Raw genomic sequence first — 15,211 nt, forward strand, 5'->3', positions numbered from 1 at the left:
TAAGGTCTTCAACTATTTGATTAATCATCCGTGCAGGATGATTTTCTTTTGGTTCCCAGTCAGTTTTGATACTAAGTACAGTCTGATTTATGTTATAATTATTATACATTTTGATTATCCTTTCTATAGGGGTATTGTTTTTGAAAGTGCTGGCTGCAACCGGTGCTTTTTTATTTTTAATTATACCAAAAGAGCTTCACCAGAAAAATCATTACTTTCTCTGGTGAAGCTCTTTAACTTAGGGACTTATGGCACAGCCCCTTTTTATTGTTCGCTTTTAAAATGTCATTTGCTCAATTTAAATTATCTTTTTATCTTATTTGGGTATAATAAAAACATTTTTTTTGAATTAATATCTAAAGTTCGGTATTTCACTATTGACTATTAACTAAAAAATTGTTAACCTTTAACTCAAATAGCGATTGTTTAAACTACTTTTTGATTTATAATTCGCGTTTTAAATAGAGGAGACGATTTTTTATTATGGATAAGCTTGTTTATTCTGGAAAAGCCAAACAAATGTGGACAACTGATGATGATGAAATGCTTCGCGTTATTTATATGGACCAGGCGACGGCATTAAACGGCAAAAAGAAAGATCAGATAGCTGGCAAGGGACGACTTAATAATCAGATCTCAACTTTGATTTTCGAATACTTAGCAAAGAAGGGTATAAAAACGCATTTTATTCGAAAAATTTCTGACACTGAGGAGTTAGTAAGAAAAGTAAAAATCGTACCACTTGAGATGGTTACGCGCAACATTGCGGCCGGTCATTTTTCAACACGTTTTGGAATAGACGAAGGACTAGTTTTTGAGACGCCGGTGGAAGAAATGTATTTCAAGAGTGATGAATTAGATGATCCATTCATAAATGAATCACAGGCACATGCTTTAAATATTGCGAGCCATGAGGATTTATCAACAATGTGGATAATCTCACGTGATGTTAATAAATTATTGAAAGAGCTTTTTAGATCAATTGGCCTTCAATTAGTGGATTTCAAACTCGAATTTGGAAAAACAAAAGACAATGAAATAATTTTAGCAGACGAATTTTCACCTGATAATTGCCGCCTCTGGGATTTGAAGAGTAAGCAGCATATGGACAAGGATGTGTATCGTCGTGATTTGGGTGATCTAACATCTGTTTATAAGGAAGTTCTTGAACGCTTGCAAAAACAATTAGGGGGATCAGCAAATGATTAATGTCCGTATATTTGTGACTTACAAAGAGTCAGTTTTTGACCCACAAGGTGAAACAATTACTGAAGCAATTCATAGTTTAGGCCATGATGAGGTAAAACAAGTTCATGTTGGTAAGTTTTTCGATGTGCAAGTTGATAGTAGCAATAAAACTGTTGAAAAAACGATTGCCGAAATTTCTGAACAATTGTTAGTTAATTTTAATTTAGAAACTTATCGCTATGAGATTATGGAGGAAGCCTGATGAAGATCGCTGTTGTTGTGTTTCCTGGTTCGAATTGTGATGTTGATCTTTATGAAGCTTTGCATACAGTTTGCCATGCAGATGTTGAATATGTATCACATAAACAGAAAAACTTAACCGGTTTTGACGCGGTGATGCTTCCCGGCGGATTTTCATATGGTGATTATCTGAGAAGCGGAGCAATTGCACGTTTTAGCAATATTATGCCTGCAATTGTTGAATTCGCAAACGAGGGCAAGTTTGTTTTTGGAACGTGCAATGGTTTTCAGATATTAACGGAAGCAGGATTACTCCCAGGAGCATTGAAAAAAAATAACAGTTTAAAATTTGTTTGTAAAGAAATTGAACTGAAAGTGACTAATAACCAAACACCTTTTACTACGCAGTACAAGATGGGGGAGCATATTAACTTGCCCATTGCACATGCTGATGGCAGCTATTATGCAGAAAAGGAAGTTTTGGAAGAGCTTGAAAAAAACGGTCAAGTTGTTTTCCGTTATATGAACGAAAATCCCAATGGTAGTTTAAATGATATCGCAGGAATTACTAACAAGAAAGGTAATGTTTTGGGAATGATGCCTCATCCGGAAAGAGCTGTTGAAGCTCTGCTCGGTAATGAGGATGGTTTGCGTCTTTTTAAATCGTTGCTCGCAAATGGCAAGAAAAAAGAGGAGGCTGCACGTTGATTGCAACTGAAATGAGCCCACAGGAGATAAAAAGCAAGAAACCATATTTGGAATGGGGATTAAGCGAAAAAGAATATAACTATATTTGTGAAAAATTGCTTAAACGATTGCCTAATTATACTGAGACAGGACTTTTTGCAGTTATGTGGAGTGAACATTGTTCATATAAAAAATCTAAACCTGTTTTACGTGAATTCCCAAATAAAAATGAACGTGTCTTACAGGGGCCAGGCGAAGGAGCGGGAATTGTTGATATTGGTGATGGACAGGCGGTTGTTTTTAAAGCAGAAAGTCATAATCATCCTTCAGCCGTAGAACCTTATGAAGGAGCAGCTACAGGTGTTGGTGGAATTATTCGTGATATTTTCAGTATGGGAGCTCGTCCGATTGCAGCGCTAGACTCTTTGCATTTTGGGGAAATCAATCAAGCTCGGACAAAATATTTGATTAACGAAGTTGTAGCCGGAATTGGAGGATATGGCAATTGCATGGGAATCCCAACAGTTGGCGGTGAAATGACTTTTGATGAATGTTATACAGGAAATCCGTTAGTTAATGCTATGTGTGTTGGATTAATGGAGCAAAAAGACATGCAGGTTGGTCGCGCACAAGGACTTGGCAACGCAGTTATGTATGTTGGAGCTAAAACTGGCCGTGATGGAATTCATGGAGCAACATTTGCATCTGCTGATTTCAGTGATGAAAAGGAAACACAGCGTTCAGCGGTCCAAGTTGGTGATCCATTTATGGAAAAATTGCTAATGGAAGCTTGTCTTGAATTAACGAATAAACATGCTGACTGGCTTGTGGGAATACAAGATATGGGTGCTGCGGGGTTGGCTTCTTCTAGTTGTGAAATGGCTTCAAAGGCCGGAAGCGGGCTTGAATTAACCCTAGATAATGTTCCTCAGCGTGAACCGGAAATGTCTGCTTATGAGATCATGCTGAGTGAATCGCAAGAAAGAATGCTTCTCTGTATTCGGGCCGGTTTTGAAGAAAAAGTTAAGAAGCTTTTTGAAAATTACGGACTTGAGGCTGTTGTGATTGGCAGAGTTGTAAAAGGACATCAATACTTACTTAAACATAAAAATAGCATTGTAGCTGACATACCAGTTAGCAGTTTGACTGATGATGTTCTTGAAGAAGAAAGTCAGGAAAAAATGCCTGAACGTATTCTTCAGGCAGGCAAAGTAAAAAACTGGATACCACAGGTTAGTGATGCAACTGAAATTTTGGAAAAAATGCTGCAGCAACCGACAATTGCTTCAAAAAGAATGTTTACTCAGACATATGATTCGCAGGTAAGAACTAATACTGTAGTTGGTCCAGGAAGTGATGCAGCTGTTCTTCGTGTTCGTGGTACAAAGAAAGCCTTGGCTATGACAACTGATGGAAATGGCCGTTTTGTTTACCTTGATCCGAAAATTGGTGGAAAAATAGCAGTTTTAGAAGCGGCATCAAATCTAGTTGCCAGTGGTGCACTACCGTTAGCTTTGACGGACTGTTTGAATTACGGAGATCCTAATGACCCTGAGATATACTGGGAATTACATGAGTCTGTTTTGGGGATGGCAGCAGCTTGCCGTGTTTTGAATACTCCGGTTATTTCAGGAAACGTTTCGTTGTATAATGAGAACAACGGTGAGGCCATTTATCCAACTCCAATGGTTGGTATGGTTGGTTTGGTTAAAAATATAAAACACATTATCTCATCTTTTGTTCAGCACCAAGGAGACCTTGTTTTCATAGTTGGCGATACAGAACAAGACTTTGCAGGCTCAGAGCTTCAGAAAATGATAACTGGTCAGATTAAAGGACATTTAAATCAGATAAATCTTGAGAAAATATCTTTAAGAATGATGAGACTTTTAAAAGCAATGGAAAAAGGATTGGTCGTAAGTGCACATGATTTAAGCGAAGGTGGGCTTGCTGTTGCATTAGCAGAAACAACTTTTGGAACAAAACATGGAATCAATTTAAAAATTAATTTAAGCAGTGAGGAACTTTTTAGTGAAACGGCTGGAAGATTCATTGTCACTGTTACACCGGAAAACCAAAAACAGTTCTTGAATGAAATGCAAGGCGAAGCAACATATGCTGGTAAGGTTACAAACGACAAAAAGTTAATTGTTGCGTATAATGGTGGACAACTTGATTTAGATCTGCAAAAAGCTGAAGGATTGTGGGAGGAAGCAATACCATGTCTTATGAAATCAAAGGATTGAATGAAGAATGCGGTGTTTTTGGAGTTTGGGGAACATCAGAAGCAAGCCATCTAACATACTTCGGACTTCACAGTCTTCAACATCGTGGCCAAGAAGGAGCAGGGATTGTTACTAGTGATGGAAAAGCTCTACAGCAGTTTAGGGGACGAGGATTGCTTGCAGAAGTTTTTTCTAACAAAGATGATTTAGAAAATCTAAAGGGTAATGCAGCTATTGGACATGTCCGCTATGGAACGAGTGGAAATAACACACTAGCTAATGTCCAGCCGTTTTTATTTCATTTTCACGATGGTGATGTTGCATTAGCACATAATGGAAACTTAACGAATGCTGCTTCACTGAAGAGAGAATTAGAAGATGAAGGAGCGATTTTTCAATCGACATCTGATACAGAAATTTTAATTCATCTTATTAGACAAAAAAAAGACATGGATTTTGTTACAGCTTTAAAAAAGAGTTTGAATCAGATCCATGGTGGTTTTGCTTTTGTCATTTTACGAAAAGACAGTTTAATTGCTGCACTTGATCCTAATGGATTTAGGCCTCTGTCAATTGGACGTCTGAATGGCGGTGAATATGTTGTAGCAAGCGAAACATGTGCTTTCGATATGATCGGTGCGAAATTTGTCAGGGATGTTCAACCAGGTGAATTGATTACGATTGATAAAAGTGGAATGCATATTGATCATTATACAGAAGAAACTCAGCTTTCGATCTGTTCTATGGAGTACATTTATTTTGCTAGACCCGATTCAATTATTCATGGTATAACTGTTCATAACGCACGAAAAAAAATGGGAAGGCTATTAGCAAGGCAAGCTCCTGTTGAAGCTGACATGGTGATTGGAGTCCCTAACTCGTCATTATCGGCAGCTAGCGGTTTTGCAGAAGAAAGTGGATTGCCATATGAAATGGGCTTGATTAAGAGTCAATATATTGCACGGACTTTTATACAACCAACTCAGGAACTGCGTGAACGTGGTGTAAAAATGAAATTATCAGCTGTTAGAGGTGTCGTTGAAGGAAAACGAGTCGCAATTGTTGATGATTCGATTGTTCGTGGAACGACTAGCAAACAATTGGTTCATCTCCTCAAGGAGGCTGGGGCGAAAGAAGTTCATATGCGAATCGCCTCTCCACCATTGCGTTTCCCTTGTTTTTATGGAATTGATATTTCTACACGCTCGGAATTAATGGCAGCGAATTATACGGTTGATGAAATGCGGGAGATTATGGGCGCAGATTCGCTCTCATTTTTAAATATTTCCAATCTTATCAAGGCCATTGGGTTACCCGATGCTAAGAAGGCTCCAAATGGGGGACTGTGTGTAGCTTATTTTGATGGTAAGTATCCGACACCGCTTTATGATTATGAAATTGGCTATTTGAAGTCGTTGAAACAGCAGCGAACACGGGAGGTTATTGGTTAATGAGTCGTTATCAAGAAGCAGGTGTGGATGTTAATGCAGGTTACGAGCTTGTTCGAAAAATAAAAAAAGATGTTGCACAAACTTCAAGAACAGGTGTTATGGGGGAAATTGGTAGTTTTGGTGGTTTGTTCGACTTGAGTGCGATAAATGTAAAACAACCAGTTTTGGTTTCAGGAACAGATGGCGTAGGCACCAAATTAATGATAGCTCAGAAAGCGGAAAAACATGATTCAATCGGGATTGATTGTGTGGCGATGTGTGTAAATGACATTTTAGCTCAAGGGGCACAGCCATTGTTTTTTCTGGACTATATCGCGACTGGTCATAACGATCCTGCAAAAATTGCAGAAATTGTGCACGGCGTAGCTGAAGGCTGCAAACAATCACAAGCATCGCTTATCGGAGGAGAAACAGCCGAAATGCCTGATATGTACGCTCCAGATGAATATGATTTAGCTGGATTTGCAGTAGGTATTGTTGAAAAAGAAGCATTGTTGACACCATCTATGCCTCAAGCAAGAGATGTACTGATTGGTTTGCCTTCTAGCGGTTTGCATTCTAATGGTTTTTCGCTTGTGAGGAAAATTTGTTTTAAAGACAATGCTTTTGCACTTGATGACGAACCAAAACAGCTTCAGGGGAAAAGCCTTGGAGACATTTTGCTGGAGCCAACTAAAATTTACGTAAAATCAGTTTTACCGTTAGTAAAAAAAGGTCTTGTTCATGGCATAAGCCATGTCACAGGTGGTGGACTAGTTGAAAATTTGCCGAGAATGTTTGAGGATAAGTTTCAAGCAGTCATCAGAAGTGGAAGTTGGCCGGTATTACCTATTTTTGAATATCTGGCTGAATTAGGAAACTTAAATCGAAAGGATTGTCTTGAAACGTTCAATATGGGGTTGGGAATGGTTTTGGCAATCAAGCCTGAAAAGCTGGACGAAGTTAAAGCATTATTGACGGCTGAAAAGGAGCCATTTTACCAAATTGGAAAATTAGTTGAACGTCCTGAAAATGAGGGTAAAATAAAGATTAAGTGAGGAATGAAACAATGAAGGTTGCAATTTTTGCATCAGGTAACGGAACAAATTTTGAAATTTTAGCTCAAAAATTTGAAAACAATGAATTAGCTGGAAATTTAACATTGTTATTTTGTGACCATCCAGATGCACCTGTTGTCAAGCGCGCCGAAAATCATCAAGTTCCAGTTAGAAGCTTCACAGTCAAGGAGTGTGGCGGGAAATTGCCATACGAAAAAAAAATAATGGAGCTTTTAAAAGAATTTCACATTGATTTTATTGTTTTAGCAGGTTATTTGCGGGTTATTGGACCAACAATTTTGCAGAATTATGAAAAAAAGATTGTTAACTTACATCCTGCATATCTGCCAGAATATCCAGGACTGCATTCTATCGAGAGAGCCTTATCTGATCATCGAACACAAACAGGTGTTACAGTTCATTATGTCGATGACGGACTTGACTCGGGACCAATTATTGAACAGCAACGTGTTCCAATTTTAGCAACAGACAGTTTGGAAACACTTGAACAACGTGTTCATGAATGTGAACATCAACTTTATCCACAAGTTGTTAAAGAAATTTTACTTAAAATTAACAAAAAGGAGCAAAACAATCAATGAAAAGAGCATTAGTCAGCGTTTCCGATAAAAAAAATTTAGTCCCTTTTGTCAGCAAATTGGTGGAACACGGATTCGAAATCATTTCAACTGGTGGGACAAAACATGTTTTAGAGGAAGCAGGTATCAATACGATTTCAGTTGAAGCTGTAACCGGTTTTCCTGAAATTCTTGACGGTAGGGTCAAAACCTTGAATCCATTTATTCATGGAGGGCTTTTGGGTCGGCGTGATTTACCTGAACATGTTGAAACTATGCAGAAATTGCATATCAACCCGATTGATCTTGTGTGTGTCAACTTATACCCTTTTAAAGAGACAATTGAAAAACCTGATGTTGACCTTGAGACTGCGATTGAAAACATTGATATTGGCGGTCCAAGCATGCTGCGGAGCGCTGCGAAGAACTTCCACGATGTGACAGTTGTTGTTGATGCTGCGGACTATGATTTAATCGTTAAAGAATTAGATGAGCAAGGGGAAACAAAGCTTAAAACGCGGGCAAAGTTGTCCGCAAAGGTATTTCGACATACAGCTGCTTATGATGCATTAATAGCTGATTATCTGTCAAAACAGGCCGAAGTTGAGGCTCCAGAAAAGTTGACTTTAACGTATGAGTTAGAAGATACGATGCGTTATGGTGAGAACAGTCATCAAAAGGCATGGTTTTACCGAGATGCTCTTCCAAAGGAATACTCAATAACAAATGCCAAACAATTACATGGGAAACAACTTTCTTACAACAATATTAAGGATGCCGATGCAGCTATTAGAATTGCACGCGAATTTTCTGAACCAACAGTAGTTGCATTAAAACATATGAATCCTTGCGGTATTGGTCGTGCTGAACAAATTGAACAAGCATGGGATCGGGCATATGAAGCAGATTCTATTTCTATTTTTGGCGGTGTTATTGTTTTGAATCGCAAGGTAGACTTGAAGACAGCAGAAAAAATGCATAAATTATTCTTGGAAATTATTATTGCACCAGCCTTTGATGACCAAGCGTATACTATCCTAGCTAAGAAAAAAAATCTTCGCCTTTTAACACTTGATTTTGCCAAAAAAGATGAGCCTGCAAAAAAAGAAGTTGTTTCGGTTATGGGTGGATTGCTCGTACAGGAACAAGATGTTTTGCAAGAAGATCCTAATAATTGGAGTGTCGTTACAAAAAACGTACCGACAAAATCACAATTACAGACTTTATTGTTTGCGTGGAAGGCAGTTAAACACACCAAAAGCAATGCAATTGTAATTGCAAATCAAAAAAGAACATTAGGAATCGGGGCAGGGCAACCTAACCGTATTGATTCGACTAAAATAGCTGTTAAGCATGCGTTAGATGCAATTAATGATGATGCTGTATTAGCTAGTGATGCATTCTTCCCGATGGATGATTGTGTTCAATATGCTGCTGAGAATGGTATTAAGGCAATTGTTCAACCTGGCGGGAGTATCCGTGACAAGGACTCAATTGCCATGGCAGACAAATATGGGATTGCAATGGTTACGACAGGAATCCGTCATTTTAGACATTGATCTAGGAGGATAAAAACTAATGAAGGACAAATTCAAAGTATTAGTTATTGGATCCGGTGGACGTGAACATGCAATCTGTAAATCATTACTTCAAAGCCAGGTTGTTGAAAGGGTATATTGTGCACCAGGTAACATCGGGATGACGGTTGATGGAATCGAAATTGTTGACATCCCAGAGCTTGCTTTTGAAGATCTAAAAAATTTTGTTAAGAAAAATGCAATAGAGTGGACTTTTGTTGGACCCGAGGATGCACTTGTTGATGGGATTGTTGATTCATTTGAAGAAGAAAACTTAAAAATATTTGGACCTAATGCAAAAGCAGCTCAGCTGGAGGGGTCTAAAAATACAGCTCTTCAGTTTATGAAGAATTATCACGTACCAACAGCTGAATTTGCAGCATATAATACGGTGAAAGATGCGTTGTTGGGTTTGCAGAAATTTGATTTACCGGTTGTAATTAAGGCTGATGGTTTAGCAGCAGGCAAAGGTGTAACAATTGCTCAAAATGAGGAACAGGCACAAACAAAGATTAAGGAATTATTTGCAGGAGATCAAAACCGGATTGTCTTAGAAGAATTCTTGACGGGTCCTGAGTATTCGATTTTTGTTGTGGTTAATAATAAAGATTACCGCATACTTCCGGTAGCTCAGGATCATAAACGTGCGTATGACTTTGATAAGGGGCCGAACACAGGTGGAATGGGAGCATATAGCCCTGTTCCGCAATTATCAGAAAAGGATTACCAATTGATGTTAAAAGATGTTGTTGAACCTTCTGTCAAGGGCCTGCGAGAAGCTGGACTTAATTATTGTGGTGTTTTGTATATAGGTCTTATCTTGACTTCAAAAGGGCCCAAGGTAATTGAATATAATGTTCGTTTAGGAGATCCTGAGACACAAGTTGTTTTGCCAAGATTAAAGAGTAATTTTGCAGAATTGATTAATGCTTGTGTTAACAACGAAAAATTACCTGAAATCGAAATTTTAGAAAAAGCTTGTCTTGGGGTCGTCATTGCAGCTGAAGGCTATCCTCAAAAGCCCATAAAAGGTCAGAAACTACCAAGTTTTTTGAACAGCGAAGAAATTGCAGTCGATTATGCAAATGTCATCGGTGACATATCAGAGCTAAAAGGAAACGGTGGGCGGCTTTTAACGGTTTTGAGTGAAGGAAGAACAATTGAGGAAGCGCAAAAGAAAGTTTACAGCTATTTAGAAACAAAAATGTTTGAAAGATGTTTTTATCGTAAAGATATTGGGGAAAAAGCTACAAAAAAAATGTACTAAAGCTCGTAGATGTGTTGATTTGGAAAATATTTACAAAATTTTGGATAATTTTCTAAAAAAGACTTCACAAAATGTTAAAATGAGGTTTGATTTGCAAATAGGAGTTTATCTGAAATGAAAAATAAATTACTTTCTGGTGCTTTTTGGATGTCGTTCGGAAGTATTTTCTCCCGTGTTCTGGGTATTGTATACTTAATTCCATGGTTGATAATGTTTGGAAAGGATCAAAACCAAGCACAAGCTGTTTTTAATTCGGCATATACGCCATACTCGTTGTTCTTAGCGCTGGGGACTGCGGGATTTCCGACTGCTATTGCACGCCAAGTTGCTTCTTATAACTCGCAGAATAAATTTCGCAATAGTGTTAGAATTTTTAAATATGGTTTTCTTTTTATGATGATGACTGGGATTTTTTGCGGAGGGTTGCTATATTTTGCAGCACCATCTATTGCTGCACATAGCTCGGTTGTCTCAAAAGATGCTGCTACCACAGCCATTTATTATTTAGTACCAACAATGATTATTTTACCGCCGATGAGTTTTATTCGAGGCTTTTTTCAGGGTAATCAGGATATGAAACCTTTTGGTGTTTCACAATTGTGGGAACAATTTGTGCGTGTTCTTTTTATTCTTAGTGCTACTTTTGTTGTACTTGAGGTATTTCACAAAAGTTACATCGTAGCTGTCAATTATAGTACATTCGCTACGTTTGTTGGTACAATTGCAAGTTATATTTATTTATTAAATTATGCACGGACTAAATTACCTGAGTATCGAATGCTTTATCACGACAGTCAACCTGTCGAACAACAAAATATTTTAAGGCTTTTTCAAAATATTGTTTCAGAAGCTTTACCATTTGTTCTTATTGGTTCGGGAATAACGATTACTCAATTTTTCGATCAAGTCACATTCAAGAACATTGTAACGAACCTACTGGGGGCAACTGTTCAACAGGCTGAACTGATGTATACGTACTTTGCGGCTAACCCGAATAAAATAACGACTGTGGTTGTTTCGTTGACAATTGCTATTTCAGAAACGACATTACCACTACTAGCGCATTATTATGACCGGAAAGATAGAAAAAAGGTCAGTGAAGTTATAGGTCAAAATATAGATTTGATGTTTATGCTTCTTCTGCCAGCAGTGACATTACTTCTAACTTTGTCGTGGGAGATCAATGGAATATTCTTTCAGTTCGATGACTATGCAGCGAGATTATTAGCAACAGCACTAGTTTCAAGTATAAGCCTGGCAATCTTTACAGATTTTTTCACAATAATACAGGCTATGGGGAAACATCATTTGGCTGTTCGTTATTTAATCGTAGGATTGATTTTAAAATTAGTGTTGCAGATACCTTGTGTTTCTTTGTGGGGAGCTTTTGGAGCAATTATAAGTACAATGATTGCTTTCTTGGCTATAAGTTTATTGGCTTTCCGAAGAATAAGCGAAGATAATTTAATACCTGGACAGTTGAAAAATGTCAAAAAGATTATTTTTATGAATGTTTTGTTAGGTGTATGTACTTTCTTGGTTCAATATGCAATAAGTTCACTATATGTGCCGCATAGTAAGATAATTGCTTTCATGTATGCATTTATTTTTGCACTTCTGTTTGGTATTGTTTATATCCTGATACTTGATAAAACAAAACTTTCGCGAACAATATTTGGCAAAGCCTTTATTTTGAAAAAAAAGCACTAGTTGATATTTTTTAATATGATTAAAGCTGGAGGAATTCTATCACTCCAGTTTTTTGTGTAAGTATGATTCTTAAGTTATTTTTCGGGAAGAAAAAGGCTTGCAATTGCTTTATTTTGAGTGTACCTTTGTCTTTATAATAAAAAATGCTCATCGTTCTTATTATAAAATGAAATGAGCTCATTTAAGGAGAATTCTCAATGTCTACATTTGCTTATGAAGTATTCAGTGAGGTAGCAAAACAAAAAACCTTTTTTGCCGCTGCAACGCAACTCAATGTTACACCTTCAGCGATTAGCCATTCAATTGCAGGTCTAGAAAAGGATCTTGGCTTTTCTCTTTTTATTCGCAGTCGCACAGGTGTTAGGCTGACTCCTGATGGTCAAAAAGTATTGCCGATTATACAAGGAATTTTAAATTCGGAGGCGAAGCTTGCTGAAGAAGCTGCAAGAATCAATGGCTTAAACGAAGGACGAATTAGAATAGGAGCATTCAGCAGTGTTTGTATTAATTGGTTACCAGATATTATCCGTCGTTTTAAGAAGAGGTATCCCAAAATTGAACTGTCAGTTACACAAGGAAATTTTAATGAAGTAGCAGAGCAAGTCAGATTGGGGACACTAGACATCGGCTTCAGTGCTCTTCCAATCAAAGAAAAACTGGAGGTGATCCCACTTCATAAAGATCCAATATATTGTATAGCTCCAGAAAAGTTTAAACCACAAGAAGGGAAAATAGTAACACGCAGCGATATTAAAGAAAAAAGTTTTATCCTGCAGCAAATTGATTATGACCGTGATACCAAGAGAGCATTGGATGCATACGATGTTTCAGTTAATTCAATTCATTATAGTATTGATGATGCTTCCATTATTGCGATGGTTGAAAGCGGACTAGGGTTAGGAATTCTACCGGAATTGGCTTTGCAGAAATTATCTGGGAATGTTAATCATTATCCATTCAAAGAAAATTTTTATCGGACTATTTGCCTTATCTCACATTCGGAGGCACAACAAACACCTTCAACACGTGCGTTTTTAAAAGTTGTTCAAACATATCTATTAGAGCGATATGGAAATGAAGATCATTTTTTTTAGAAAATAACTAAACTTTACGATAAAAATGTGAATTTTTTTAAATAGGTTTTAAAAAAGTTAGTTTTAAGGATAAGTATTACATTTTCTTTTCAATCAGAAAAATTGCGAGCATATACTATCGTTATATAAATAATTGTGCTATTATGTAAAAACGTGATTTCCAGAGCTTATAGTAAGATGTTTATGCGAGTAAGATCTGTTTAATTTAACAAGGAGGCAAAAGGTGAAGGAATTAACTGAAGGAAGTCCAATAAAACTTATTTTGATGTTTACCATTCCGCTGCTGGTTGGAAATTTGTTTCAGCAATTGTATAGTATTTCAGATACTTTGATTGTCGGACAAACTCTTGGAGTTAACGAACTCGCAGCAGTTGGTGCGACTGGAAGTATTCAATTTCTGATTATTGGATTTGCACAAGGCTTGACAACTGGTTTATCAATAATGACGGCACAATATTTTGGAGCACATGATTATCAGAAGGTCAGAGTGAGCTTTGCAGCAAGTATCATTATTTGTATTGGTGCAACTTTGATTTTAACTTTTTTGAGTTTGTTTTTTATCGGTGATATCTTAAATTTGATGCAGACACCAGCGGCAATCAAGCAAGATGCTCAACTGTTTATCTCAATCATTTTTGCTGGTATTTTTTCATCGATGGCTTTTAATTTGTTAGCCAATATCATTCGAGCCCTTGGGGATAGTCGAACACCGCTTTATTTTTTAATAGTTGCTGCAGTAGTTAATATCATACTTGAATTAATTTTTATTTTAATTTTTAAAATGGGAGTTGAAGGAGCTGGATTTGCTACTGTAATTGCGCAGGTTTTTTCGGTTGCATTGTGTGTCGTTTACATTATAAAGAAGATGCCTCTATTGCAAGTACGAAAAAGTGATTTTAAAAAAGTTACGAGCTTAGAAATACGGCGTCATTTATATGTTGGATTGCCAATGGCTTTTCAAACCTCAATTATTGCAATTGGTTCAATAATGATCCAGGCTGCTCTCAACAGTTTGGGGACAACAGCTGTTGCTGCTACGACGGCAGCCAGCAAGATTGATCAGGTTGCAATTCAACCAATGATGTCTTTTGGAATTGCAATGGCAACGTTCACTGCCCAAAATTTTGGAGCCCACAAATATGATCGAATACTAAAAGGTGTTAAACAAAGTCTTTTGGTTTCAGGTGCTTTTAGTGTTGTTGCGGGATTATTGGTCATTTCTTTTGGCAGAGATTTAGTAGTATTATTCGTTGGAAAATCAGCAGAAGAAGTTTTGAATTTAGCGCAGCTTTATTTCAATGTCAATGGTTCATTTTATTTAATGCTCGCAACCCTATTTATTTTGCGTTACACCTTACAAGGACTTGGAGAAAGTGTTATTCCAACTCTAGCAGGTGTTGTAGAGTTGTTAATGCGTTGTCTGGCCGCATTACTGTTAGCAACTTCTGTCGGCTACGTTGGAACATGTTTTGCAAATCCTTTGGCATGGTTTGGATCTTGTCTTGTGCTGATTGTTTCCTATGTAAAAGCAATGAGGATGCTGAAACAAAAGCAAGGGAACATCAAGATTGAACAGCCAGAAATGGGGACTCAGCAAATTGAGAGCCAACAGGTTGAAGTGCATCAGTAGAGGAAATAGGAAATAATAGAAAGAATTGTTACTATAATTGTTAGTATTAAGTAAAAAAGTTGCGACTCTGTTTTATATTTGATATTATGCTTAAGATGTATGGAATGAAGGTGAGTCAATGGAAGCAAAGTTTGAAATCGGTGAAAAAGTAAAATGCAAAAAATTTGGTGCATTAAATCACGATTTTGTTGGATCAATTGAAAAATTTTATGAAAATTCTGCAATGGTTTCAATAATTGAGCATGATGATTCTGATGAATTAGCAGTCAGTGATTTTCACAAGAGAGCAATTGTCCGTTTAAAAAGCATGAAAAAGATTTCTTAAAATTGAAGCTGACACATCTGTAGTTTTGTGATATACTACTTTGTGTTGTGCGGGTGTAGTTTAGTGGTAAAATCCCAGCTTCCCAAGCTGATGTCGCGAGTTCGATTCTCGTCACCCGCTTTGCAAAAACTTACGTCCTATGAAGGACGTTTTTTTTATCTCGGTACTAGGAATTAGGTTTTTTTTTTGGTACAATTAGGCA

General features: G+C 37.2%; 13 protein-coding genes and 1 tRNA gene. All 14 read left to right on the forward strand.

What is annotated here, in order from left to right; genetic code table 11:
* Positions 1-483: 483 nt before the first annotated feature.
* Complete coding sequence (gene purC / locus FD20_RS01915) at positions 484-1,209, forward strand: phosphoribosylaminoimidazolesuccinocarboxamide synthase (protein WP_057735899.1); 726 nt, start codon at positions 484-486, stop codon at positions 1,207-1,209.
* Positions 1,202-1,450, forward strand: a complete 249-nt coding sequence (gene purS, locus FD20_RS01920) for a phosphoribosylformylglycinamidine synthase subunit PurS (RefSeq protein ID WP_057735900.1) — start codon at positions 1,202-1,204, stop codon at positions 1,448-1,450. The genes purC and purS overlap by 8 nt, the downstream gene beginning before the upstream one ends.
* On the forward strand, positions 1,450-2,136 hold the full coding sequence (gene purQ, locus FD20_RS01925; RefSeq protein WP_057735901.1) for a phosphoribosylformylglycinamidine synthase subunit PurQ: 687 nt from the start codon (positions 1,450-1,452) through the stop codon (positions 2,134-2,136). The genes purS and purQ overlap by 1 nt, the downstream gene beginning before the upstream one ends.
* On the forward strand, positions 2,136-4,361 hold the full coding sequence (gene purL / locus FD20_RS01930; RefSeq protein WP_157060826.1) for a phosphoribosylformylglycinamidine synthase subunit PurL: 2,226 nt from the start codon (positions 2,136-2,138) through the stop codon (positions 4,359-4,361). The genes purQ and purL overlap by 1 nt, the downstream gene beginning before the upstream one ends.
* Complete coding sequence (gene purF, locus FD20_RS01935; RefSeq protein WP_057735902.1) at positions 4,337-5,791, forward strand: amidophosphoribosyltransferase; 1,455 nt, start codon at positions 4,337-4,339, stop codon at positions 5,789-5,791. The genes purL and purF overlap by 25 nt, the downstream gene beginning before the upstream one ends.
* Positions 5,791-6,828 (forward strand): phosphoribosylformylglycinamidine cyclo-ligase, encoded by a 1,038-nt coding sequence (purM, locus tag FD20_RS01940; protein ID WP_057735903.1) that lies wholly within the window; start codon positions 5,791-5,793, stop codon positions 6,826-6,828. The genes purF and purM overlap by 1 nt, the downstream gene beginning before the upstream one ends.
* An 11-nt stretch (positions 6,829-6,839) precedes the next feature.
* Positions 6,840-7,430, forward strand: coding sequence for a phosphoribosylglycinamide formyltransferase (purN, locus tag FD20_RS01945; RefSeq protein ID WP_057735904.1), 591 nt, complete (start codon positions 6,840-6,842; stop codon positions 7,428-7,430).
* Positions 7,427-8,965 (forward strand): bifunctional phosphoribosylaminoimidazolecarboxamide formyltransferase/IMP cyclohydrolase, encoded by a 1,539-nt coding sequence (gene purH / locus FD20_RS01950; protein WP_057735905.1) that lies wholly within the window; start codon positions 7,427-7,429, stop codon positions 8,963-8,965. Before purN ends, purH begins: the two co-directional genes overlap by 4 nt.
* A 19-nt stretch (positions 8,966-8,984) precedes the next feature.
* Positions 8,985-10,250 carry a phosphoribosylamine--glycine ligase gene (gene purD, locus FD20_RS01955; RefSeq protein ID WP_057735906.1) on the forward strand — a complete coding sequence of 422 codons (1,266 nt, stop codon included), beginning with the start codon at positions 8,985-8,987 and terminating at the stop codon, positions 10,248-10,250.
* Between the two features lie 114 nt (positions 10,251-10,364).
* Positions 10,365-11,960: a putative polysaccharide biosynthesis protein gene (locus tag FD20_RS01960; protein WP_057735907.1), complete on the forward strand. Its 1,596-nt coding sequence runs from the start codon at positions 10,365-10,367 to the stop codon at positions 11,958-11,960.
* Positions 11,961-12,157: 197 nt separating this feature from the next.
* Complete coding sequence (locus FD20_RS01965) at positions 12,158-13,054, forward strand: LysR family transcriptional regulator (protein ID WP_057735908.1); 897 nt, start codon at positions 12,158-12,160, stop codon at positions 13,052-13,054.
* Positions 13,055-13,277: 223 nt separating this feature from the next.
* Positions 13,278-14,684 (forward strand): MATE family efflux transporter, encoded by a 1,407-nt coding sequence (locus FD20_RS01970; protein ID WP_057735909.1) that lies wholly within the window; start codon positions 13,278-13,280, stop codon positions 14,682-14,684.
* 118 nt (positions 14,685-14,802) lie between these two features.
* On the forward strand, positions 14,803-15,009 hold the full coding sequence (locus tag FD20_RS01975; protein WP_057735910.1) for a hypothetical protein: 207 nt from the start codon (positions 14,803-14,805) through the stop codon (positions 15,007-15,009).
* A gap of 49 nt (positions 15,010-15,058) precedes the next feature.
* Positions 15,059-15,129 (forward strand) — tRNA-Gly (locus FD20_RS01980).
* The last annotated feature ends 82 nt before the right edge of the window (positions 15,130-15,211 follow it).

This window comes from Liquorilactobacillus uvarum DSM 19971 (assembly GCF_001434935.1).
GTDB lineage: Bacteria > Bacillota > Bacilli > Lactobacillales > Lactobacillaceae > Liquorilactobacillus > Liquorilactobacillus uvarum.